At 35.5% G+C, this 23,985-nt stretch carries 20 protein-coding genes; 14 read left to right on the forward strand and 6 right to left on the reverse strand.

Annotation, left to right across the window (positions count from 1 at the left end):
* Positions 1–111 precede the first annotated feature (111 nt).
* Both C8E03_RS10370 and C8E03_RS10375 read left to right on the forward strand, forming a co-directional pair.
* Positions 112–879 (forward strand): ABC transporter ATP-binding protein, encoded by a 768-nt coding sequence (locus C8E03_RS10370; protein WP_110291003.1) that lies wholly within the window; start codon positions 112–114, stop codon positions 877–879.
* Positions 872–2,836 (forward strand): ABC transporter permease, encoded by a 1,965-nt coding sequence (locus tag C8E03_RS10375; protein ID WP_170122971.1) that lies wholly within the window; start codon positions 872–874, stop codon positions 2,834–2,836. Before C8E03_RS10370 ends, C8E03_RS10375 begins: the two co-directional genes overlap by 8 nt.
* 14 nt (positions 2,837–2,850) lie before the next feature.
* On the opposite strand, the gene C8E03_RS10380 is transcribed toward C8E03_RS10375, so the two are convergent.
* On the reverse strand, positions 2,851–3,483 hold the full coding sequence (locus tag C8E03_RS10380; RefSeq protein ID WP_110291005.1) for an HAD family hydrolase: 633 nt from the start codon (positions 3,481–3,483) through the stop codon (positions 2,851–2,853).
* Between the two features lie 293 nt (positions 3,484–3,776).
* Between C8E03_RS10380 and C8E03_RS10385 the strand changes: the two genes are divergently transcribed.
* The 5 genes from C8E03_RS10385 to spoVT all read left to right on the forward strand — a co-directional run bounded on the left by C8E03_RS10385 (position 3,777) and on the right by spoVT (position 8,465).
* Positions 3,777–5,231, forward strand: a complete 1,455-nt coding sequence (locus C8E03_RS10385) for a nicotinate phosphoribosyltransferase (protein ID WP_110291006.1) — start codon at positions 3,777–3,779, stop codon at positions 5,229–5,231.
* 203 nt (positions 5,232–5,434) lie between these two features.
* Positions 5,435–6,487 carry a bifunctional glycosyltransferase family 2/GtrA family protein gene (locus C8E03_RS10390; protein WP_110291007.1) on the forward strand — a complete coding sequence of 351 codons (1,053 nt, stop codon included), beginning with the start codon at positions 5,435–5,437 and terminating at the stop codon, positions 6,485–6,487.
* A 30-nt stretch (positions 6,488–6,517) separates the two neighbouring features.
* On the forward strand, positions 6,518–7,591 hold the full coding sequence (locus C8E03_RS10395) for a phosphodiester glycosidase family protein (protein WP_110291008.1): 1,074 nt from the start codon (positions 6,518–6,520) through the stop codon (positions 7,589–7,591).
* Positions 7,591–7,803 carry a hypothetical protein gene (locus C8E03_RS10400; protein WP_110291009.1) on the forward strand — a complete coding sequence of 71 codons (213 nt, stop codon included), beginning with the start codon at positions 7,591–7,593 and terminating at the stop codon, positions 7,801–7,803. Before C8E03_RS10395 ends, C8E03_RS10400 begins: the two co-directional genes overlap by 1 nt.
* 113 nt (positions 7,804–7,916) lie before the next feature.
* Positions 7,917–8,465, forward strand: coding sequence for a stage V sporulation protein T (gene spoVT / locus C8E03_RS10405; protein WP_110291010.1), 549 nt, complete (start codon positions 7,917–7,919; stop codon positions 8,463–8,465).
* Between the two features lie 160 nt (positions 8,466–8,625).
* On the opposite strand, the gene C8E03_RS10410 is transcribed toward spoVT, so the two are convergent.
* The 3 genes from C8E03_RS10410 to C8E03_RS10420 are packed head-to-tail and all read right to left on the reverse strand — an operon-like array spanning position 8,626 to position 13,155.
* Complete coding sequence (locus C8E03_RS10410) at positions 8,626–10,053, reverse strand: sensor histidine kinase (protein WP_110291011.1); 1,428 nt, start codon at positions 10,051–10,053, stop codon at positions 8,626–8,628.
* 3 nt (positions 10,054–10,056) lie between these two features.
* Complete coding sequence (locus C8E03_RS10415) at positions 10,057–10,755, reverse strand: response regulator transcription factor (RefSeq protein ID WP_110291012.1); 699 nt, start codon at positions 10,753–10,755, stop codon at positions 10,057–10,059.
* Positions 10,756–10,779: 24 nt separating this feature from the next.
* Positions 10,780–13,155 (reverse strand): endonuclease MutS2, encoded by a 2,376-nt coding sequence (locus C8E03_RS10420; protein ID WP_110291013.1) that lies wholly within the window; start codon positions 13,153–13,155, stop codon positions 10,780–10,782.
* 294 nt (positions 13,156–13,449) lie between these two features.
* On the opposite strand from C8E03_RS10420, the gene C8E03_RS10425 reads away from it, so the two are divergent.
* From C8E03_RS10425 to C8E03_RS10450, 6 genes are all read left to right on the forward strand, one after another.
* Positions 13,450–14,754 (forward strand): S1C family serine protease, encoded by a 1,305-nt coding sequence (locus C8E03_RS10425; protein ID WP_110291014.1) that lies wholly within the window; start codon positions 13,450–13,452, stop codon positions 14,752–14,754.
* Positions 14,755–14,891: 137 nt separating this feature from the next.
* Complete coding sequence (locus C8E03_RS10430; RefSeq protein WP_094378591.1) at positions 14,892–15,833, forward strand: 3'-5' exoribonuclease YhaM family protein; 942 nt, start codon at positions 14,892–14,894, stop codon at positions 15,831–15,833.
* 23 nt (positions 15,834–15,856) lie between these two features.
* Positions 15,857–16,225, forward strand: coding sequence for a flavodoxin family protein (locus C8E03_RS10435; protein WP_242993493.1), 369 nt, complete (start codon positions 15,857–15,859; stop codon positions 16,223–16,225).
* A 31-nt stretch (positions 16,226–16,256) separates the two neighbouring features.
* On the forward strand, positions 16,257–16,817 hold the full coding sequence (locus C8E03_RS10440) for a TetR-like C-terminal domain-containing protein (protein ID WP_094378589.1): 561 nt from the start codon (positions 16,257–16,259) through the stop codon (positions 16,815–16,817).
* A 131-nt stretch (positions 16,818–16,948) separates the two neighbouring features.
* A complete protein-coding gene (locus C8E03_RS10445; RefSeq protein WP_110291015.1) occupies positions 16,949–18,643 on the forward strand; it encodes an oleate hydratase in 1,695 nt (564 codons plus the stop codon).
* A gap of 366 nt (positions 18,644–19,009) precedes the next feature.
* Positions 19,010–20,260, forward strand: coding sequence for a glycoside hydrolase family 16 protein (locus tag C8E03_RS10450; RefSeq protein WP_110291016.1), 1,251 nt, complete (start codon positions 19,010–19,012; stop codon positions 20,258–20,260).
* Positions 20,261–20,380: 120 nt separating this feature from the next.
* Here the strand turns inward: C8E03_RS10450 and C8E03_RS10455 are convergent, their stop codons facing one another.
* The gene (locus tag C8E03_RS10455; protein ID WP_110291017.1) at positions 20,381–21,814 is read right to left on the reverse strand and encodes a TrkH family potassium uptake protein; all 1,434 of its coding nucleotides are present in this window, start codon (positions 21,812–21,814) and stop codon (positions 20,381–20,383) included.
* 12 nt (positions 21,815–21,826) lie between these two features.
* Positions 21,827–23,182, reverse strand: coding sequence for a Trk system potassium transporter TrkA (gene trkA, locus C8E03_RS10460; RefSeq protein WP_110291018.1), 1,356 nt, complete (start codon positions 23,180–23,182; stop codon positions 21,827–21,829).
* A 270-nt stretch (positions 23,183–23,452) separates the two neighbouring features.
* Between trkA and C8E03_RS10465 the strand changes: the two genes are divergently transcribed.
* Positions 23,453–23,950: a GNAT family N-acetyltransferase gene (locus tag C8E03_RS10465; RefSeq protein WP_110291019.1), complete on the forward strand. Its 498-nt coding sequence runs from the start codon at positions 23,453–23,455 to the stop codon at positions 23,948–23,950.
* Positions 23,951–23,985 lie beyond the last annotated feature (35 nt).

The raw sequence follows: 23,985 nt of genomic DNA on the forward strand, positions 1-23,985 counted from the left end.
ATGTAAGCTTATGCTATGGCAGAACATTTCTTTTTTTATTATTATGATATAGTAAAAATAAGGTAGCACAGCCAATACGATAAAAAGAGCTGTAAAATGGAGGAATACAATATGGATTTACTCGAAGTAAAAAATATAAAAAAGGTTTATCATACCAGATTTGGCGGGCAGCAGTGTCCGGCTTTATCGAATGTAAATTTCACCGTAGAGCAGGGTGAATATGTAGCGATTATGGGACCGTCCGGTTCCGGTAAGACCACACTTTTAAATATTTTAGCCTCTCTTGATAAACCAACAAGCGGTGAGGTTTTATTAGAAGGAAAAAGCATGGGAAAGATTAAGGAGGGGGAGCTTGCAAGTTTTCGAAGAAATAATCTGGGTTTTGTATTTCAGGATTTTAATTTACTGGATACCTTTTCATTAAAGGACAACATATTCTTGCCCTTGGTGTTGTCTAAGACAAATTATAAGGAAATGGAAAAAAGGTTGATTCCAATTGCACAGTCTCTTGGTATAGAAAAGCTGTTAGAAAAATATCCATACGAAATATCAGGTGGACAGAAACAGCGTTGTGCCATTGCCAGAGCCATTATCACCAATCCGAAGCTGCTGCTTGCGGATGAGCCGACAGGAGCGCTAGATACGAAAGCATCGAGTAATTTACTAAATATTTTTAACAGCATTAATGACAACGGACAGACGATATTGATGGTAACGCACAGCACACAGGCTGCCAGTCATGCAAAAAGAGTACTGTTTATACGAGATGGAGAGGTTTTTAGTCAAATATACAGAGGTGACGAGTCAAAAAACGATTTTTTCCAAAGAATCGTATCAAATTTGTCTGTACTATCAGACGGAGGTGTTGACATTGGGTAAGAATTTATATATGAAGCTGGCATTAACCAACATGAAAAAAAATAAAGATATGGTATTGCCTTACTTGATTGCAAATACAATTATTGCAGGCATGTATTTTCTGGTTATCGCAATGCTTAACAACAAAGGATTAAAGGATATCCCGTCTAGTGGCTCATTGGTACAGTGTTTTCAAATTTCAAATTTTATTATTAGTATTATTGCAGTCATATTTATGGTGTATGTAAATAGTTTTTTAATTAAAAAAAGGTTAAAAGAATTTGGTTTATATAATATTCTTGGACTAGAAAAAAAACATATTATTTACGTCATGTTGACTGAAAATATCATTTTATTTGGAGCAGCCATCTTGAGTGGAATGCTTTTTGGAATCATATTTGGGAAGCTTATGTTTTTAGTGCTGTTAAAGATTTGCCATACTTCAGCAGAAACAAGGTTTTTATTAAGTATCACACCATTTATTCAGACGCTTAAGCTGTTTGGTATCATTTTTGTTTTCTGTTCCTTTATCAATAGCATTACCATACTAAGGAATAAGACAATCGATTTATTACAACGCGCCAAATATGGGGAGAAAAAAATGAGAGGATTGATACCTCTTACCATTCTTGGACTTGTGCTTTTGGCAATTGCCTATTACAAGGCAAATAAGATTGATAATTATGTTCAGGCAATTGAGGTGTTTTTCCCCGCCGTTCTCATGGTTATGATTGCAACTTATCTTTTGTTTATGACGGGAAGTATAGTATTGCTTAATATATTGAAGAAGAATAAAAGCTTTTACTATAAAAGCAATAATTTTATTTCTACCTCAAGTCTTATTTACCGTATGAAACAAAATGCAGTAGGATTAGCAAATATTTGTATATTAAGTACGATGGCAATTGTAACAGCAGCAGGGTGTATGTCACTCTATTTAGGGCAGGAAACAATTATTAAACAGTTTAATCCGTTTGATATGATGCTCAATAAGCAGGCTGAGCCAATTCAGGAGGCTGCAATTAGGGAATTGGCAGATCAATACCAGATTGAGATAGACGATTACGTAGAGTATGAAGCCACAGTAGGAAGTTTTGTTCTAGAAGATAACAAGGTTCAAAAAATAGACCAAAATATACAAAATATGGATTTTAGTCAATTGTATGATTTCGTAGCAATCAGCGAAACAGAATATAATAAAGCTTGCAATACGAATCTTAGTCTGGAAGAAAATCATGTAATATTAGCTTCACTGGACGATTTAGCAAAGCTTCGTGAGGGACTGGATGCAGTAGGAAAGATGTATCAGGTTGATGATATTATTACTGAATCGCCTCTTCTTAAGTGTAAAAATTCAAACAGAACCAATTTTATTTATCTTATCTTTTCAAATGATGAAGAAGCGCTTGCTTTTACCAATCAGGTATATGAAAGCAGATATGATACGAATGAAATAAAGAGTTATCAATATATCAATTATCAAGGAGAAGAAAATGATAAACTTTTATTTGCTACTTTCGTTACAAAGCTGTCTGATGCAAATTCAACGGCTTCTAGTGTTGATACCTTTCGGGTTAAGGCCTATGGTATGTATGGTGGTTTACTTTTTATTGGAATACTATTTATCATAATATTTCTCACAATAACCATATTGATCATTTACTTTAAGCAGGTGACGGAAGGCTTTGATGATAGAGAACGCTTCGTAATATTGCAAAAGGTAGGAATGGATGAAAAAATGGTAAAACAAGTAATAAACCGCCAGATTATTATCGTATTCTTTATTCCGCTTATTATGGCATTAATTCATTTACTCGCAGCCTCTAACATTATTAAGGCTCTGCTGACAGCCTTTTATATGGTTGATATGGAACTGGTTTTAAAGTGTATCGCAGGAACCTCAGCATTATTTGCTGTCACCTATGTTGTAGTATATAAAATGACAGCAAAGGTCTACTTAAGAATCGTAAAATTCTAATTCATGCATATAATTTATGAAATGGAAGTAAAGTCAAAGTCCAGCAATTCGCCAAAGCTTGCAATTTGGTAATCTGGTTTTTCAACACTTCCAAAGCCGTAGCTTGCATAGATCATGGGAATCCCTGCTATCTTGCAAGCATCGGCATCACCTTGTGTATCCCCAACATAGATAGCTGATTGTAATTGGTTTCTTTTCATAATTAATTTAAGGTTATCACCTTTAAGAAGTTTTGTTATACCGGGGCATGTAAAATCAGTGATGTATCCGCCCAGATTTGTTGCTTTAAGAAAGGTTTCAATATAGCCAGCCTGACAATTACTAACAATAAATAATTGATATTTCTTTGATAATTCTTTGATACCTTCTGCCATACCCTCATATAAATAGCCGCATTCCTTGGCTAGAAAGGCATGCTCATATTCAAAACAGCTTTGCATCAAGGCTTTTTTCTTTGTTTCTTCAAGTGTAGGAAACAAAGCTTCAATAATCGCCTCAAGTGGCTTTCCGAATAAGCCTTTCAATTGATTGGCAGTTACCCTAAGACTTAAGTCTGTGGTTTCTTCTATTGCAAGATTCCAAGCTCTGGCAACGATTTTTGTGGAATCCCATAAGGTACCGTCTACATCAAATATAATTCCGTCCATTTTATCCTCCTGATTATTACGCGTATCATTTAAAAAGGCTTTATAAAAGTGCTTATGTTTTTTTGCCATATGAACATAATAGTATATATCATAAGGATTGGCAAGAGGTTACTATCAGACTTACCGTCAAATAGTAAAGATAAAGATTCTAACAATTTTTACATTTTCTTGTGCATATTTTGATAATTATGATATAATAAAAGCGTTTATAAAAAATGTTGAATTTAGTCGGGAAGCGATGATACTTTCGAATCCTTTTATAAGTACCATAGGGCTAAATAAAGGAGATTAGGATGAGTACAATGAATTTGACATTGTTGACAGATTTTTATGAGCTGACAATGATGCAGGGATACTTTAAAAACAACAAGACAGAAACCGTAATTTTTGACGCATTTTACAGAACGAACCCATCAGGTAATGGTTATGCCATAACAGCAGGTCTTGACCAGGTAATTGACTATATTAAAAATTTACGTTTTGTAACAGAAGATATTGAATATTTGAGAAGTCTATCTATTTTTGATGAAGATTTTTTAGCGTACTTAAAAGATTTTAGATTTTCGGGAGATATTTATGCAATACCGGAGGGTACAGTGGTATTTCCAAGGGAACCGTTAATTAAGGTGATTGCACCTATTATAGAAGCACAGCTTGTGGAGACTGCGATACTTACCATAATTAATCATCAAAGTCTGATTGCTACTAAGGCCGCAAGAGTGGTCTATGCAGCAAAGGGCGATGGAGTGATGGAATTTGGACTTCGTCGAGCACAAGGACCGGATGCCGGTATCTACGGTGCAAGAGCTGCAGTAATCGGCGGCTGTATTGGGACTTCTAATGTATTGGCAGGTCAGTTGTTCGATGTTCCGGTACTTGGTACACATGCGCATAGCTGGATCATGAGCTTTTCAGATGAATACAGTGCTTTTCAAAAATATGCTAAGCTCTATCCTGACAAATGTATTCTTTTAGTGGATACATATGATACCTTAAAATCAGGCGTTCCAAATGCCATAAAGATATTCGATGAGATGAAAGCAAACCATATACCAATGCCTTATTATGGGATACGAATGGACAGTGGAGATTTGGCATATCTATCTAAAAAAGCCAGAAAAATGTTGGATGATGCGGGCTATTATGATGCCGTAATTGCCGCTTCCAGTGATTTGGATGAATATTTAATTGATAGTTTGAAGACGCAAAGAGCAGCAATATCTTCGTGGGGAGTGGGAACGAATCTGATTACCTCAAAGGATTGCCCTGCATTTGGAGGTGTCTATAAGCTGGCAGCAATTATGAATGAGAACCAAGAATTCATTCCAAAGATTAAACTTTCAGAGAATACAGAAAAGATTACGAATCCGGGTAATAAAACAATTTATCGCATTTATGAAAAGGATACTGGTAAAATTAAAGCGGATCTTATTTCGTTGGTTGGTGAGAGTTTTTCAGAAGATGAAGATTTAATGATTTTTGACCCAATTGAAACTTGGAAGAAAACAAAGCTTAAGGCCGGTACGTATACACTTAGAGAAATTTTAGAGCCTGTATTTAAGTCAGGAGAATGTATTTACAAGACACCAAAGGTGATGGAAATTCGCAATTATTGCGCACAAGAATTAGATACCTTATGGGATGAAACAAAACGTTTGATAAATCCACATAATGTATATGTTGATTTATCAGATCAACTCTATCAGATGAAAGCAGAGCTGCTTGATAAAATGAGTCTGACGGAATAGGTATCATTTACAGCTTTAAGAAAGCCACGAGGCATACTACCGTTTTATTATATGTTATGAATGTAGCCAAATGATTATTATAAATAGGATTAAAAAAGGTGATTCTTATATTAGAATCATCTTTTTTTTCACAAATCATTCAAACTGCCTACACATGGATAACAATACCGTATTTTATAGTAATATCACAAGGAGGCGATAGTATGGTAATAGTCATTCCAGCATATGAACCGGATCATCATTTAGTCAAAATGGTAGAAAATTTGATCTATTATACGAATTATCCGATTGTCATTGTTAACGATGGCAGCAGTGAAGATAAAAAGGTTATTTTTGACCGCTTAAGATCTTTTGTGGATGTAATCAATCATCCTGCGAATTTAGGTAAGGGTGAAGCGATGAAAACCGGGTTAAAATACATTCAAAAACAATTTCCTTTTGAGGATGGAGTCGTATTTATAGACGCGGATGGTCAGCATTCCATTGAAGATATGGAAAAAGTAATAGAAGCATTTTATCTTAATCAGGGTGCATTGATTATAGGAAGCAGAGAATTTACAGGAAAGATTCCTATTAAATCATTAATTGGTAATAAAATAACCCGATTAATTTTTAAGATATTAAGCAAAGTTGCAGTGTCAGACACCCAAACAGGACTAAGGGCGGTATCAACAAAATATATTCCAATGCTGCTTGAAATAGAGGGTGAAAGATATGAATATGAAATGAATATGCTTTTAACTTTTGCAAAGGAAAAGATTAAAATAGCAGAGGTATCCATTGAGACAATTTATGAGGATTCTAGTAACTCAACGTCACATTTTCGTGCAGTTAAGGATTCGATAAGAATTTATAGTGTGATATTTAAGTTTATGACCTCATCGGCGGTCAGCGCATTACTAGATTATGTATTGTTTATTTTCTTAATCAGTTTATTTGCAGGCATTCAAAGTTCACTCTCAGTTATAGTCTGTAATATTTTTGCAAGAGTGGTGAGTGCGATAACGAACTACAATCTAAATAAAAAATGTGTTTTTAAAAGCAACAATGATAATAGAAGTTATGGAATAAAGTACGCTGTTTTGGCAATTGGCATTTTATGTGCTAATTCACTTATTTTATATGTTTTGACAAACCTTATGTTTATCCCTGCAGCAATTGCAAAGATAGTTACGGAAATTCTATTATTCTTTGTCAGCTTTCTTATACAGCAAAGATTCATATTTACAAGAAAAGTGAATCAACAAAGTATATAATCAGAAGGTAACAAGAAAGGATGAAGAATCATGAGCCAGACTACAAGTAAGACAGTAAAGGCAGCAGGTAAGAAAATAGCCATTGATATTATCGTAGGACTTTTATGTGTAGGAGTATTTTATGTTACACATTATCTCATACCAAGTAAGGCAAGCGGCGATTATACAATAATTTCGTCAGCCGCAACTACAACTGCGGCAAGCACGTCAACCACAAATACAAATACACAAAGCACTTCGGCAAATACAAGTGATACGAGTAATTCAGAAACTACAGAGGTTAGTACAACAGATGTAGCAACTTCGACAACAGCATCAAAAGTAACTGATTGGAGTGAGAAGTTCGCAGATAAATTTACAGATACCGTAGTACAAACGGATTCATCCTATACAAGTCCAGATGTATCCATTACGATAGAAAATGTTACAACAGAATCAGGTTCATCTCAGATTAGTTATTATGTGGCAGATATTTATGTAGCAGATATTACCTGTTTCCAAACGGCGCTTGCGAAGGATACATATGGAACAGGCTATAAAGATACAATATCTAATATGGCTTCTGATAATAATGCAATTTTAGCAACAAACGGTGATTATTACAGCTATTCCAATGAAGGAATTGTAATAAGAAACGGAGTCGTATACCGCTCTGCACAGACCGATGCAGATGTATGTGTGCTATATTATGATGGAACGATGAAAACTTTTTCCGGCAGTGAGTTTGATATAGATGAGGCAATCAATGATGGTGCCTACCAGGCATGGACCTTTGGACCAATGCTGTTAGACGATTCGGGAAACGCTATTACGTCATTTAATGCATCAAAGCGATTGCAAAGTAAAAATCCTCGAACTGCAATCGGTTACTATGAGCCGGGACATTACTGTCTGGTTACAGTGGATGGTCGTGATGATGATTCCGCAGGAATGACATTAACCAATTTGTCTAATCTTTTTGAAGAGCTTGGCTGTACCAGTGCCTATAATTTAGATGGAGGTAAATCTTCCGTTATGACATATGATGGTACAGTTGTCAACAATCCAGTAAATGGCGGTCGACAAAGCAGTGATTGCATTTTAATTAAGGAGGTTACAGAATAATGAAAAAGATACTCAATCAAATAGTGAAGCTGTTGCCTCATGCAACCTTGATACTCGCTGTTATATTTATAACCTTTCTTATCTTGGATCAGTATAATCCAATGATGAATTTTGTAAATAATGATACTTCCATGAAGCTTTTAGGCGCATTTTGTATACTCACTTTAATTAACTCAGGCATTGTTATAGTCAAAAATATAAACTTAGAATAAAATGGAATTAAAAATCTTTTTAAATAATTGTTATAATTATGTATTAAATCCTCGATTTAACAAATAATAGTATCAAAGTAAATAGTTACTAAACATTAAATGGAGGAATCGAAATGAAAGCAACTGGAATTGTAAGGCGAATAGATGATTTGGGGCGTGTGGTTATACCAAAGGAGATTAGACGAACTCTTCGAATTCGTGAAGGAGATCCACTTGAAATCTTCACCGACCGAGAAGGTGAAATTATATTAAAAAAATATTCTCCAATCGGAGAATTAAGCCTATTTGCAAAGCAGTATGCAGAGGTGTTGGCACAGACCTGCGGTCATGTCGTATGCATTGCCGACAGAGATCAGATTATTGCGGTGTCAGGTGGAAGTAAGAAAGAATTCTTGGGAAAAAATATTAGCAAAAAGTTGGATGAAGCCATAAATGATAGAGAAACTCTTACTGTGGCAGCAGGAGAAAAGCAATTTATCAATGTTATTGATGAGGAGATGGATGAATTTGCTTCAGAGGTTATTGCACCAATTCTAAGTGAAGGAGACGCAATCGGAGCTGTCATTATACTTTGCAAGGATAAAAGCGGCAAAACTGAAAAAGCAGAACAAAAGCTTGCAATATCAGCAGCAGGTTTTCTTGGAAGACAAATGGAAAGCTAGTAAGCAATGTTTTAAAGCACGTCTTTCATTCGCATAGTACTTTTTATAAATTATGAACTAACTCTAATATTATAATGTAAGTAATTTTAACGACCCTTTCATGTCTTATAAATATGGATATGAAAGGGTTTATTTTGAGTTATGGGTGTAACAATAACTGCTAGTTCTCTCTTGGCGAAGTCTTTGAAAGCGGCAATGTGAAAATAAATTCAGTACCGACACCTTCCGTACTGATAACATTAATATTTTCAGAGTGAGCCTGAATAATTTCCTTTACAATTGATAAACCGAGGCCGGTTCCCTTTTTGTCCTTGCCTCGTGATAAATCCGATTTATAGAATCGTTCCCAGATTTTTTTTAAGCTGTCCTTTGGAATACCGATTCCCGTATCTTTGACAGAGACAAAAATTTTCCCATTTTTCTCTGTTGTTTCCACAAAAATATTTGAATTATTGTGGCTGAATTTAATCGCATTATCAATCAGGTTATAGAGTACCTGCTGTATTTTACTCATATCAGCGGCTACATACAAGTGGTGTCCTGTCAAAATTAATTCGATTGATATCTTCTTATCCTTGCAGGTACCCTCAAAAGTAGATGCTGTTTTCTTTATCACTTTGTTAATATCAAAATCTGATATTTCCAGCATTGCGGCTTTCGTGTTAAAATCATTCAATGTGAGCAGACTGCTAGTTAATTTGGTAAGTCGTTCTGTCTCAAAGAGTATGATCTTTAGATACTTTTCCTGCATTTCAACCGGAATGGTTCCATCAATAATCGCCTCCACATAACCTTTAATAGAAGTAAGCGGAGAACGAAAATCATGTGAAATATTGGCGATGAATTTCTTTTGATATTCTTCACTCTTATTTAATTCGCTTGACATATAATTCAGCGTATTTGCCAGATACCCAATTTCATCCTGCTTTCTGATATCCAGCTCGTATTTCAGATTACCTTGCGCATACTCATTGGCAGCAGTGGTAATTTTTCGAATTGGTAAATATACCATAAAGGTAAAGGCAATCATAATAATAGTAGACAACAAGAATATAACAACCAGTGTAACGAATGTAATATTTAGGATTCGATCTTTTGAAGCGATAATTTCACTCATGGGGGTCAATATAATTAAATAACCCTTAACCTTATAATTTGATGTCATTGGGCTGATTACACTTAGCATACTTTGATCAAACATACCATAGAAATTGCCAGTCTGATAATAGCTGCTTCCTGATATTGTCCGGTCAAAATTTTCAATCACAGTCAAGTTATTCAAATCAGTTGTTTCCTCTGAATTAATAATAATCTTGCCTTCCGAATCAACAATCCAAATAGTAGCAGACAGATAAGCACCCATAGCCTCCAAGTGATTGTGAAAAGTATCAATCGAAAGCTCACCTTTATAAAAGCCGGAAGCATATTTTGAGACAATAATATTTGCTACCTTATATAGAGATTCTGCTTTCTTCTCTTTTAAATGATTCATGGTTGAATCAGAAGTTAGGGTCGCAACAGTAATGAAGCTCAGAACACCAAACAATAAATATGCCAGTATAAATTTAAGATAGATTCGGCTTTTCATATATTATTTCACCTCGAATTTGTATCCGATTCCCCATACAGTGGAAAGACTCCATGACTCATGGTCCTTTATTTTTTCTCTTAAACGTTTAATATGAACATCTACGGTTCTGGTATCTCCGATGTATTCATAACCCCATATATGGTCAAGCAGTTGTTCTCTTGTAAATACTTGATTTGGCGAAGAGGCCAAAAAGTATAAAAGCTCCAGCTCTTTAGGTGGCATATCAATGGTAGCACCGTTGTAGACAACAGAGTAATTGGTCTGATTGATAACAAGACCTGGATATTCCACGGCCTTAATATCAGGAACTTCTGCGACCGGCTTGACTGCCTGATAGCGTCTTAATACTGCCTTGACTCTTGCAACAAGCTCCTTGGAATCAAACGGCTTAATGATATAATCATCGGCACCCAGTTCAAGACCCAATACCTTATCAAAAATCTCTCCCTTAGCAGAAAGCATAATAATTGGTACGCTGGATTTGGCTCGAATTTCACGACATACCTGATAGCCGTCAATTCCGGGAAGCATCAAGTCAAGCAGGATTAAATTAGGCTGGAAGGTATCAAAGGCAGTCAAAGCGTCTTCGCCGTCATGAACCATCGTAGTATCAAAGCATTCCTTAGTCAAATACAGGGAAATCAGTTCTGCTATATTGACATCATCATCAACGATAAGTATTTTTTGTTTCGAAACCATTTTCTTTCCTCCAAAGTTTCCTATTTATTTAAATTCTACGATTGTTACACCAGTTTCGCCCTCCCCAAAGATACCAAGACGAAATGATTTAACATACTTTTGTTTTTTCAAGTAATTATGAACAGCACTTCGAAGCGCCCCAGTTCCTCTGCCGTGTACAATTCGAACTTGCGGCAAATGAGACAGATAAGCATCATCCAAATACTTATCAAGCAAGGAGACAGCTTCATCGGTCGTTTTACCGATTAAGTTTATTTCTGGCGATATCGTTAAAGATTTCGACATTTTAATTTTACCGCCGCCTGTTTTGGACATTGTAGGAGCAGTAATAACAGGCTCATCGATTAATTCTAAATCTTTTATATTAACCTGTGAACGAAGGATACCCATCTGTACGAATAAGTCACCTTTCTGATTTGGCAACGTGCTTACCGTTCCGTTAAGGTTCATGCTAAGTACCTTAACGCTGTCACCTATTTTAAAGTCAGTTGGCTTATTTGATTTCTTTGTCTGGGCTTTATTTTTCAAAGTCAGATTTTTCTCTACCTCGGACAGTTTACCTCTTAAGCTATTTCGGTCATTTTCCATATCTTTCATGGAAAAAGCGGCCTTGCCATATTTATTGAAATTCTTGATTGTTTGGTCTGCATATTCCTTGGCATCCCGAAGAATAGCATGGGCTTTTTCATTTGCTTCTCGTAAAATTGCCTCTTTTCTTTCCTCCAGTTTTTCTTCCTTTTTGGTAAGAGCTGCTTTTAGTGCTTCGATTTCTGTTTTATAAAGCTTAATCTCTGCGCGTTCTTTTTCAATGATACTTCGGCTGGATTCCAAATCAGTAATAACATCCTCAAAGCTTTGGTCAAGTGTTGTAATATGCTGCTTGGCTTCCTCAATGATATAGTCAGGTAGTCCAAGCTTGCTTGATATGGCAAACGCATTGCTCTTTCCGGGTATACCAATTAATAAGCGGTAGGTAGGACGAAGCGTTTCTACATCAAATTCACAACTGGCATTGATAACGCCTGGAGTAGATAAGGCAAATATCTTAAGCTCACTATAATGTGTGGTTGCCATTGTACGTATTTGAAGTCTGTGTAAAAAGGTCAGAATAGAAATAGCAAGAGCAGCCCCCTCTGTCGGGTCAGTTCCTGCGCCCAATTCATCAAACAAAATAAGAGAATCCTTATCTGCCTCATTTAAAATAGTGACAATATTAGTCATATGGGAAGAAAAGGTACTTAGGCTTTGCTCAATACTTTGCTCATCACCAATGTCTGCATAAATCTCCTTAAAAACAGCCAGACGAGAGCCGTCAAAGGCAGGAATATGGAGTCCTGACTGTCCCATTAAGGTCAATAGACCTACGGTTTTTAAGGAAACAGTTTTACCTCCTGTGTTTGGCCCTGTTACGATCAAAAGGTCAAAATCACTTCCCAAACGAATGTTAATAGGAACCACCTTATCTTTATTCAATAAAGGATGACGGCTGCTTTTTAAATCAATTATTCCATCGGTATTAAACTGTGGTTCACTGCCCTTATATTGTATGGAAAGCTGTCCCTTTGCAAAAATAAAATCAAGTTCCGTCAGAATTGCAAAATCCTCTTTAATCAGTTCAGTATAGCCGGCTGCCAATTCGCTAAGTTCGGCGAGAATTTTCTCGATTTCCTCTTGCTCTTTTAGTAACAGTTCCTTGATATCGTTGTTTAGTTTTACCACAGACATCGGTTCAATGAATAAAGTAGAACCGGTTGACGACTGGTCGTGTATCATACCGGGAACCTGTCCTTTGTATTCTGCCTTAACTGGAATGCAGTAACGGTCATTTCGCATCGTAATAACGGCATCCTGAAGATAGGATCTGGCTGAGCCGTTAACCATAGAAGTCAGTTGCGAGTGTATTTTATCATTTGCAATTTTCATACTTCTTCGAAGATGCTTTAAGGTGCTGCTTGCTTCATCACTGATTTCTTCCTCCGATATAATGCAGGTACGAATCCTGCTATAGAGAGGGTGCACTGGTTCAAGGGCAGCAAAAAGTGAGTCCAGAGAATCATCCGCTATATCGGGATTCTCCTTTTTAGAATAAGATTTTATTTTGCTTGTTGTCTCCAGCAGGATACAAATTCTTAACAGCTCACCTGCATTTAGGATGCTGCCGATTTCAAGCCGCTTAAGTGAAGCGCGGATGTCTTTCACTCCCGAAAAAGAAATGCTGCCTTTCTTAAAAATACGTTTCATAGCATCACTTGTTTGTGTCTGCTCTTTTCGTATTTGCTCTATATCGGTAGAAGGCTTGAGATTATGGCACATTTCCTTTCCCATAAGAGAAGATGCCAATGATTCAAGATGTTCAATTATTTTAAAATACTCTAGTGTTTTTAATGCTTTTTGATTCATAATTTTTACAGTCCTTTATATTTGTTTCATAATATTATTTACTATATTCCTATTTTACATTATAATGGACTAAATGAAAACAAGTGATAGGAAAAACTTTCACAGATATTCAAGATAAAGTGTTATTTTTATGATATCAGACTCGCTAAACATGCTTGTTATCGTTTACATTTGTGTAATAAATTGTTCATATCTATTTGCTAGAATTAATTATTATATGGTAAGTGACTCTTGTGATATAAGACTTATAGTAATGCGGATGCATTGAAATATAGGGATAAGAAGGAGAGAATCATGTCAGGCTTAAATAATGAAGAAGAATTTTCATTTATAAAAGAAAAGATTAAGGAGAAACCATTGAATAAAAAAAGGCTTGCGTTAAAAGCCCTGCTATGCATTGGCATGGCTGTTGTATTTGGTTCGATTGCAAGCTTATCTTTTGTACTTACTAAGCCTTATTTTGAGGAAAAGCTGACCAAAAAGGAAGAACCGGATAAAGTATCGATTCCTCAGGACGAAACATCATCTGATAATGCTGACAGTGCAGTGTCTGCTAACACAGATGCTACAGCACAAAATTCAGCTCAGACAGAGAATACTCCGGTTGTAATTCCGGATTTTGAGCTTGAATTAGATGACGTAGAGGATTTATATAAGAAGTTTAATGAGGTTGCTAAGGAGGCGGACCAGTCTGTAGTTACAGTAACAGGAGTTTCCAGTGATGTAGATTGGTTTAATGATACGTTGGAAAATAAAGGCCAGGCTGCCGGTCTTATTATTGCCAATAATGGACAAGAGCTTTTGATGCTAACCAATTTAGATGTGGTAGAGAATACAGAGAAAATTCTGGTTACTTTCTGTGATGGCTGTACAATAGAGGCATCAAGCGGAAAGTATGACGGTAATACAAGGCTGGCCGTAGTCGGTGTTCCATTAGAGAATATTGAAGAATCAACCATGAATAGTATCAGTGTTGCAACACTGGGCAATTCCTATGCATCTCATACAGGAGAGATTGTACTTGCGCTTGGAAGTCCGCTTGGTTATAGCAATTCAGTTACTTATGGAATGCTTACTTCAACCTCTAAGTCAGTTACTACGGTTGATGCAAATTACCGGATTCTTACTACGGATGCAGTTGGAAGTTCAAATTCAAGTGGGGTAATCATCAATTTAAAAGGAGAGATTATAGGAATTATTGCACCTGAATACACTCCGGATACAAGTATGGGCGTAGTAACTGCTCTTGCAATATCGGATTTAAAAGCTTCGATTGAGAAGTTATCTAATTCGGAAGATGTGGTGTATCTGGGGATTAAGGGAAGTGATGTTTCAACTGAAATTGCCAAACAGCAAAATATTCCGGTTGGTGTTTATGTGATTGAGGCTGTTATGGATTCTCCTGCAATGAGTGCGGGAATTCAAAATGGTGATGTGATTACCAAAATTGGTGATGCAGACATTAAGACAGTAAGAGATATGCAAAACGAATTAGCTAAATATCAGGTAAATCAAGCGATTACGGTAGTCGTAAAACGGCAGGGAATGGATGAATATAAGGACATTAATTTTACTGTAACTCTGGGTGCAATGAACTAGTGCATTTTGAACGCACAAGTGGAGGAAAGGTGAAAGAATTTATTGAAAGGAAAAAGGCAGACACAAGCTTGCACTTTCTGTGTTTGCGTCTCAAAGGTATATGCTTGCATGTTTCTTTGAGACTTGGTATTTAAATTATGAAATATATTGAAACATTACATGAGGGTGACAGAATATCAGATATTTATCTGTGCAAATTCAGACAGGCGGCTACTACAAAAAACGGAAAGCCATACGATAATTTAATAATACAGGATAAAACTGGAGTTTTGGATGCGAAAATATGGGATCCTAATTCATCAGGAATTGATGAATTTGATATTCTTGATTATATCGAGGTATTTGGAGATGTTACCAGCTTTCAGGGTGCATTGCAGGTAAATATAAAGAGAATCAGAAAGGCAGGAGAAGGTGAGTATAACCCAAGCGATTATTTTCCTGTTAGTTCAAAGAACATTGATGTAATGTATCAGGAAATTATGGTTTATGTAAATAACATTAAAAATACATATCTCAGCCAGTTAACCAAAAGTTTTTTTGAGGATAATTCATTTGAAAAGAAATTCAAAGCCCATTCCGCTGCAAAAAGCGTACATCATGGTTTTATTGGAGGTTTGTTGGAACATACGTTGGGAGTTGTGAACCTTTGTAACTATTATGCAAATGCTTATCCGGTACTCAATCGCGATTTGTTGATTACGGCGGCACTGTTTCATGATGTAGGAAAGCTAAAGGAAATCTCAGAGTTTCCGAGCAATGATTATACCGATGACGGACAATTACTTGGACATATTATTATTGGAGTAGAAATTTTGGGAGAACGAATCAGGTGTATCGAAGGTTTTCCAGCATGCTTGGCTTTAGAGCTTAAGCACTGTATCATTGCTCATCATGGAGAACTGGCATACGGTTCACCGAAAAAGCCGGCACTTGCGGAGGCGTTGGCATTAAATCTTGCAGATAATACTGATGCAAAGATTCAGACGATTACGGAGCTATTCAATGCTGCAGGCGATAATCAGGATTGGCTTGGATATAATCGGTTATTTGAATCCAATATGAGGAAGACCTCAATTTAAATCTTATCAAGGAAAACCCTCGCTTGACACATGATGGTGTCTGTATTCAAAAGGATGATATGAATGAATTGTTAGTTGATTTGGATCAGGCGGATATGCTTGTGTTGGCATCTCCCATTTATTGGTTTGATGTTTCGGCACAAATGAAATGTTTTATAGACCGCATGTATGCCTTTGGAGTAAAAGGCTTTCATGTTAGCTCAATAGCAATGCTTCTTAACTCTGGGGCAGATCATGTATATGATGCAGCCGAAGCACAGCTAAGAGCAATTAGCTCCTATTTAAAATGGGAGAATAGAGGTATCATTAAGATACCAAACTTAAAGGAAAAGGGCAGTATTAAACAAGCCGAAGGACTGAGTCAGGTATATGATTTTGCAAAGTCACTTTAAATATACTGATTAAAGAGGGAAAGGTAAATTTATGTCATCTTCATTCATCACCAAGAATGCATTAGCTCAGGCGCTAAAATCATTAATGCTTCATACCCCAATTAATAAAATATCCGTTTTGATGATTACTGATGCTTGCAGCGTAACCAGACATACATTTTACAATCATTTTCATGATGTCTATGAACTTCTTGGCTGGATTTTCGAAAATGAAGTGATTGAAGAGCTGGATGAATGTTGTAGTCTGTCAAAATGGAAAGACGGATTAATACTAGTTTTACAGTATACACAAAACAATAGGATAATTTGTATAAATACTTGTAATTCTCTTGGACGTGAGCATTTAGAGCGCTTTTTGCACAAAACCTTTACGATTGTTTTGGAGGGTGTGATAGAGGATATAGTCCTTGAAATGAAAGTGGAAGATGAGCTAAAAAAGGAAGTAGCTGAGTTCTTTTCGTATGCGATTACGGGTGAGTTTTTAACATGGATCAACAATGGATTAAAAGAGGATAAGGAAAATATATCTGATCGGATAGAGAAAATGCTTGATGGAACCATCCTTAGAATTTTAAAAGTGAACAGTGTGTGAATTTTGATTTTCACACTTTAAGGCATTTGTGTAATTTTAACACAGATGCTTTTTTTGTTATTTGAAAATACTTTTTGCAAAGCGTAATATGAAATTATCAAAGGACAAACAAACAGAAAGGATGACTTATTATGAATAATTATCAAAGAATTAATCCAATTGCACCTAAAAACATTGAAAATAAAAAGGCATATTTATTAGGAGGAGGAATCGGTTCCCTGGCTTCGGCTGCTTTCTTAATAAGAGATGCACATATGTCTGGAAAGAACATTCATATCATGGAGCAGTTAGAAGTGATAGGAGGCTCTATGGATGGAGCTGGAATGGCAGAAAGCGGCTATACAGCGAGAGGAGGACGAGAAATTGAGGAGCATTTTGAATGCTTTATGGATCTTTATAGCTTCATTCCCTCTTTAAAGGACAAAAACAGAAGTGTGCTAGACGAATTTGTTGAGCTTAATAAGCAAGAACCAATTGAGTCACATTGTAGACTGGTAGAAAAACAAGGACAAAGAGCAGATTTCTCAAGTCTTGGATTATCAACTATGAATGCCATGCAGCTTGCCAGACTTCATATGTTAACGGAAGAGGCTCTTGGCGCTGCTACCATTGGAGAATATTTTGATGAGAGCTTTTTTGAAACTAACTTTTGGTATTTCTGGGCAACAATGTTTGCTTTTGAAAAATGGCACAGTGTTGTTGAAGTAAAGCGCTATATGGAAAGATTTATGCATTTGATTGGTGGGATGAACCGACTAGAGGGAATTCTTCATACAGAATATAATCAATATGATTCTTTAATTTTACCACTAATTAGCTGGCTAAAGGAGCAAGAAGTTTGCTTTGAACCAGGTTGCAAGATAACTGATATTGATTTTGACTTTACCAATCATGAGAAAGTTGCTACTGCAATTCACTTTATTAAGGAAGGTAAAGAGAAGATAATTTCTGTTACGAAAGAGGATATTGTATTATTTACAAATGGTTCCATGACAGAAAATACAACAAGAGGAGATTTCAACCATCCTGCTGTTATTAACAGGTCTAATGACAAAGGCTGCTTTAGTGTTTGGGAAAAGCTTGCAAAAAAATCACCAGACTTTGGTCACCCTGAAAAATTCTGTTCCAATATCGATCAGTCAAAGTGGATGTCCTTTACCGTAACCTTGAACGAGGACGACATTGTATTTCCTTATTTATTAAAGCTGACAAATGACAAGCCCGGTATGGGAGGTCTGGTAACAATTAAGGATTCAAGCTGGCTTATGAGTTGGGTTGTTCCCAAACATCCGCATTTTATTAATCAACCGGATCACGTCAAGGTACTTTGGGCATATGCATTAAATATGGATGTAGCAGGTGACTATATTAAAAAGACATTTTCTGAATGTACAGGAAAAGAAATGTTTGAAGAGCTGCTGTATCACATGGGATTAAAAGATCAAATTCCTGAAATTCTTAAGCATACGGTGAATGTAATTCCTAGTATGATGCCTTATATTACTTCACAGTTTATGCCAAGAGTAGCAGGTGACAGACCAAATGTCATACCGGCAGGAAGTAAGAACTTTGGCTTCCTCGGACAATATGCTGAAGTGCCCAATGATTGTGTATTTACAGTAGAATATTCCGTAAGAAGCGCAATGATGGCAGTATATGAGCTAACGGGAATTGACAAAGTAGTAGACCCAGTTTATCCAAGCCAATATGATATTCGTGTATTGGCAAATGCAGCCAAAACTTGTCTTGGAGTTGAGAAGCTTCCGCTCAAAAATATACCATTGGGTGAGTTGGTTAAAAACACAGAGCTTAGTAAGCTGCTGTAATATTCTAGATTCAAAGAATCTCAAAATGCGAACAGGCATTTTGGGATTTTTTGATTGTTAGGAAAATTTATTATATTGTTTAAAAGACACGCAAGCAGTTATATATAAATTATCAATTTATATATAAAAAATAGCATTGTAATCAGATACATATAAATATTATATTAAATAAATAAATTAATAATTAAATTAATAATTTATAGTTAAATATTTTACCTTTTTGGCAAAAAACAGTTAAAATTGATGGAAAATAGTCAAAATATTCTATTTACATAGAAATCTTAAAATGCTACGATTTTATCATAGATATCTATTGTAACTATTGTAATTACAAGAAAATTAGAAACATATGAAAGGGATAAAAGGATGAAAAAAGTAATATTTAGTTTTATGGCGGCGTTATCATTGATATGTTCATCGGCTCCAGTTATGAATGTCAGTGCAAGTGATACATATAATCTGGTTTGGAGTGATGAGTTTTCAGGAAATAGTCTTAACAAATCAAACTGGGTTTGTGAAACTGGAACTGGTTCAGGAGGCTGGGGAAATAATGAGCTTGAATATTATACCGATCGAACAGATAATGTTAGAGTAGAGGATGGAAATTTAATTATTGAAGCTAAGAAAGAAAGCTACAATGGTATGAATTATACCTCAGGAAGAATCAAAACACAGGGATTACAGCAATTTACATATGGTAAAATAGAGGCAAAGATCAAACTTCCGGCAGGCCAGGGAATATGGCCAGCATTTTGGATGCTTGGTGCGAACATGCCAGAGGTTAGTTGGCCAAAATGTGGTGAAATTGACATTATGGAACATGTGAATAATGTAGCTGGTATTAATGGTACAATCCATTGGGATACGAATGGATATGCATATTATGGAGGAGTTTCTTCAAGCATTGATGTAACACAATACCATGTTTATAGTGTTGAATGGAATAAAGAATCAATAAAATGGTTCATTGACGGTGAACAGTATTGGGAATCTAATATTAAAGACAGTATTAATGGCACTGATGAATTCCATAAACCATTTTTTATTTTACTTAATTTAGCTGTAGGTGGTAACTGGCCAGGAAGCCCTGATGCTTCAACACAATTTCCAGCTCAAATGTGTGTAGACTATGTTCGTGTTTATCAGCAGGATGGTGACGGTGGAAGTACAAGCGATGATGAGAACCTTTCTAGTACAACATGGTACTTATCCGATCAGAATATGCAAACGACAAAAAGTACTGTAACAGGCTGGCAGCCAACTAAGAAGATTAGTACAACACCGAACTACTGGACTTCTGATGCCATTAACGGAACTTATTCGGGTGGTAATTGGAACTTTACTTTATGGACAAACAGTCCAAGCAAAGCATCAAATGTTACTGTAGACATTTATAAGGTTGATGCAGACGGAAGTAATCAAACTCTACTTGGTTCACAAACAGTAAATGTTACTGCTACGGGTACAGGAAACCATGCGTCGAACTTTACTTATTCATTAGATCCGGTTACCTTAGATAATCAAAAACTTATGATTAAGGTATATAAAGCTTCAGGAGAGGATGCAACAATGTGTTACAATACTAATGATTTTGCGACAAAACTTGTAACGCCGTAAAATAATAAAAGAGCAAACCTTAAAAAACAGACCTTGAAAAACAAACCTTAAAAGAACAGACCTTGTAAAACAGATAAAAATTCGATTTAAGCATCGATATTCTGCTTTCAGGGTCTGTTTTTATTTTCTCCAGGTTCCGGGGGCAAGCAGTACTAACATTGGAAATATTTCAAGTCTTCCGGCAAGCATATCAAATATTAGTATTATCTTGGAAAAATCTGTAAATCCTCCAAAATTTCCTGCGGGACCAACAATTTCAAGTCCCGGACCTATGTTATTTAAGGTAGCAGCTACAGCAGTTACATTAGTGGCAAAATCAAAATCATCTATGGATATACCAATAATAGAGGCAGCAAATATTATCATATAAGATATAAAATAAACATTAATTGAGCGCAGTGTCTCATGAGCTACTTTGTTATTATCAAATCGAATTACTTTTATACTGCGCTTATGGATAAGATAGGACAGCTCTTTTTTCAAAGATTTTAACATAATAATAATACGAGATACCTTTATTCCACCGCCTGTACTGCCGGCACAAGCACCAACAAACATTATGAATACCAAAATGGTTTTTGAAAAAGTTGGCCATGTATTAAAGTCGATAGTTGCATAGCCTGTCGTTGTAATGATAGAAGCAACTTGAAAGGCTGAAACCTGAATAAAATGAGTAAAATGTGTTATTCCGCCAAGATTAATAGCTATCATCATAATAGCAGAGAAAATAATGAATAAATAGTAGCGAAGCTCCTCACTTTTAAACGCATTTTTAAACTTACCTATTAATATCAAATAGTAGATATTAAAATTGACTCCAAATAAAATCATGAATACCGTAATAATATTTTGATTATAAATAGAATAAGATGCAATGCTTGAATTTTTGATTGCAAAACCGCCTGTTCCGGCGGTACCCATAGAAATCGTTACTGCATCGAAAAATGGCATTTGACCAAGCACTAATAGTATAATCTGTAAAATAGTCATTCCCAAATAAATCGTATAGAGGATTTTGGAGGTTGACTTTATTCTAGGAACCAGCTTTTCTGGGGTAGGACCCGGACTTTCTGCACGAAGCAGATGCATACTTTCTCCGCCGGTGATAGGTAAAATTGTGAGAATAAAAACAAGTATTCCCATACCACCAAGCCAATGAGTGAAACTTCTCCAAAAAATCATACAATAGCTTAAAGCCTCAACATCGTTTAAAATACTGGATCCCGTTGTAGTAAATCCAGATATTACTTCAAATAATGCGTCAACATAATGAGGTATCTCTTTGCTGAAATAAAAGGGAAGAGCACCCATAATACTCATTACAATCCAGCTTAGGGCAACACTTACAAAACCCTCTTTTGAAAAAAACTTTTTTTCTTTTGGCTTATGTAGGAGAAGAGGAATGCCAATTAACAAACATAATCCTATAGTTATTAAAAAAGAAAAACCGCTTTGTTCTTTATATATAACGGCAACAATGCATGGTAATAGCATAAATGCAGCCTCGACAGTTAAAATCCAGCCAATTACATGCAAAATAACAGACTTATTCATAATTGCTCCTTCTTATATTAATATATCATTTAAATCATTTAATCTTGTATTTGTTGTTACAATGATAACAGAATCACCACTTTGAAGAGAAACTTGTCCATCCGGAATAATAATATGGTTTTTGCGATTGACGCAGCTTACCAAAATATTTTCCTTAATTGGAAGATCTGATAAAGGAATGCCAATCAGCTTAGAATTATCTCTGATACGAAATTCTAACGCTTCCACTTTATTTCCAACAATCTTATACAAAGTCTCAACATTATTGCCTTTTGGATTTTGCATGACACGTACATGTTGAGCAATTCGGTCTGCTGTAATTAGCTTTGGCTTTATTATGGTTCCAATTTCCATTTCATTTGTAATTTCATCATAAAGCAGGCGGGAAATCTTTGTAAAAACTTTTGCATGTGTTTTCTTCTGGGCATAAAGAGATAAAAGAATATTTTCTTCGTCCATATTTGTAAGGGAAGCAAAGGCATCCACTTCTAAAATTCCTTCTTCAAGAAGTACATTATATTCAGACGCATTTGCATGAATCACTAAAGCCTTTGGAAGTGTCTCACTTAATTGCTCACAACGTTCTATGTTTTGCTCAATAATTTTTACAGTTACACCCATATCTATAAATTTCTGCGCCAGATAAACTGATATATTGCCTCCACCAACAAGCATTACATTTTTAATTGGTGTTGTTGTAATACCAATTTTATGAAAAAATTCAATCGCATTTTTGGGCGTTGCCACTATTGATATTTTATCATTGGCTTGAAGAGTAAAGTTTCCGGAGGGAATAAAGATTTCATCTGCCCGCTCAACAGCACATACTAAAATATTGCATCTCAATTTAATTTGAATATCCTTAATCATCATATTATGAAGAATAGAATCTTTAGGAAGCTTTAATTGGAGCAGTTCTACTCTGCCTTTTGCAAAAACATCAATTTTGATTGCAGAAGGAAGTCTGATTAAACGTGCAATGTCAGTCGCTGTTTCTTCTTCTGGATTAATAATCATGGATAGCCCCATACCTTCTTTGATAAAAGATATTTCACTATTGTATTGAGGATTTCGTACTCTGGCTATTGTATGACAATCACTGGCTTTTTTGGCCATCATACAGCATAGCAGATTTAATTCATCTGAATTGGTTACAGCAATCAATAAATCCGCAGTTTCAATTCCCGCTGTTATCTGAATGCTATGGCAGGCACCATTGCCCACTACACCCAGAACGTCAAGGGTATCTGTTATATTTCGAATGGCAGATGCCTTATTGTCAATTAATGTTATTTCATGGCCTTCTTCATCTAATAACTCAGCAAGAGAAGCGCCAACCTTGCCGCAGCCTATTATAATTATTTTCATATGTCATTTAACTCCTTTAAATGAAAAATCCTTAATATTATAACACGGCATAGAGAAATAACATAGACGGACATTACTTTAAAAAAATAATAGCAAAAAATGTTGATAAAGTTCATTAATTAGTATAATGTTTATATTTTATGAAGCTTCTTTATTTACCTATGTTATTATAGTATCGTTTTTTGACATAAAGTTGAGATAATTTATATGTATTTTTTATATTTATGTTATACTAACATATAATAATAAGCAGGAAAAGGAATCAAAGAAATGGAAATTAGAAAGAGTACAATAGAGGATTTCAACCACATTCTAAATCTGTATGAACAGGCAAGAGAATTTATGAAAGAACATAATAATCCAACTCAATGGGGAAATTATTATCCTGAAGTTTCGGTGATTGAAGAGGATATTGTAAATGAGAAAAGTTATGTGTGTATAGATGAGAACAAGATAGTAGGCACATTTATGTATGCAGAAGAGAAAGAGCCTACATATGCAACTATTGTTCAAGGTGATTGGGTGAATGATAATCCATATGGTGTGGTTCATAGAATTGCTTCATCTGCACAAAAAAGGGGAGTGGCAACCTTTTGTCTGGATTGGTGCTATCGAAAGTGTAAAAATTTACGAATTGATACTCATAAGGATAATTTTCCGATGCAAAGACTGCTTAAAAAGAATGGTTTTGTTTTATGCGGAATCATTTATCTTGAAAATGGTGATGAAAGAATCGCTTATCAAAAAGCGGATATGTTAAAAATATAAATAATATAAATAATAGATTAATATAGTTGAGGTTA

Origin of the sequence: Lachnotalea glycerini, assembly GCF_003201285.1 — a bacterium.
Classification (GTDB): domain Bacteria; phylum Bacillota; class Clostridia; order Lachnospirales; family Lachnospiraceae; genus Lachnotalea; species Lachnotalea glycerini.

Bases quoted from the DNA above. Each gene is read 5' to 3' on its own strand.
- C8E03_RS10370 (WP_110291003.1), top strand. From the start codon at position 112: ATGGATTTACTCGAAGTAAAAAATATAAAAAAGGTTTATCATACCAGA.
- C8E03_RS10380 (WP_110291005.1), bottom strand. From the start codon at position 3,483: ATGGACGGAATTATATTTGATGTAGACGGTACCTTATGGGATTCCACA.
- C8E03_RS10385 (WP_110291006.1), top strand. From the start codon at position 3,777: ATGAGTACAATGAATTTGACATTGTTGACAGATTTTTATGAGCTGACA.
- C8E03_RS10390 (WP_110291007.1), top strand. From the start codon at position 5,435: ATGGTAATAGTCATTCCAGCATATGAACCGGATCATCATTTAGTCAAA.
- C8E03_RS10395 (WP_110291008.1), top strand. From the start codon at position 6,518: ATGAGCCAGACTACAAGTAAGACAGTAAAGGCAGCAGGTAAGAAAATA.
- C8E03_RS10400 (WP_110291009.1), top strand. From the start codon at position 7,591: ATGAAAAAGATACTCAATCAAATAGTGAAGCTGTTGCCTCATGCAACC.
- spoVT (WP_110291010.1), top strand. From the start codon at position 7,917: ATGAAAGCAACTGGAATTGTAAGGCGAATAGATGATTTGGGGCGTGTG.
- C8E03_RS10410 (WP_110291011.1), bottom strand. From the start codon at position 10,053: ATGAAAAGCCGAATCTATCTTAAATTTATACTGGCATATTTATTGTTT.
- C8E03_RS10415 (WP_110291012.1), bottom strand. From the start codon at position 10,755: ATGGTTTCGAAACAAAAAATACTTATCGTTGATGATGATGTCAATATA.
- C8E03_RS10420 (WP_110291013.1), bottom strand. From the start codon at position 13,155: ATGAATCAAAAAGCATTAAAAACACTAGAGTATTTTAAAATAATTGAA.
- C8E03_RS10425 (WP_110291014.1), top strand. From the start codon at position 13,450: ATGTCAGGCTTAAATAATGAAGAAGAATTTTCATTTATAAAAGAAAAG.
- C8E03_RS10430 (WP_094378591.1), top strand. From the start codon at position 14,892: ATGAAATATATTGAAACATTACATGAGGGTGACAGAATATCAGATATT.
- C8E03_RS10440 (WP_094378589.1), top strand. From the start codon at position 16,257: ATGTCATCTTCATTCATCACCAAGAATGCATTAGCTCAGGCGCTAAAA.
- C8E03_RS10445 (WP_110291015.1), top strand. From the start codon at position 16,949: ATGAATAATTATCAAAGAATTAATCCAATTGCACCTAAAAACATTGAA.
- C8E03_RS10450 (WP_110291016.1), top strand. From the start codon at position 19,010: ATGAAAAAAGTAATATTTAGTTTTATGGCGGCGTTATCATTGATATGT.
- C8E03_RS10455 (WP_110291017.1), bottom strand. From the start codon at position 21,814: ATGAATAAGTCTGTTATTTTGCATGTAATTGGCTGGATTTTAACTGTC.
- trkA (WP_110291018.1), bottom strand. From the start codon at position 23,182: ATGAAAATAATTATAATAGGCTGCGGCAAGGTTGGCGCTTCTCTTGCT.
- C8E03_RS10465 (WP_110291019.1), top strand. From the start codon at position 23,453: ATGGAAATTAGAAAGAGTACAATAGAGGATTTCAACCACATTCTAAAT.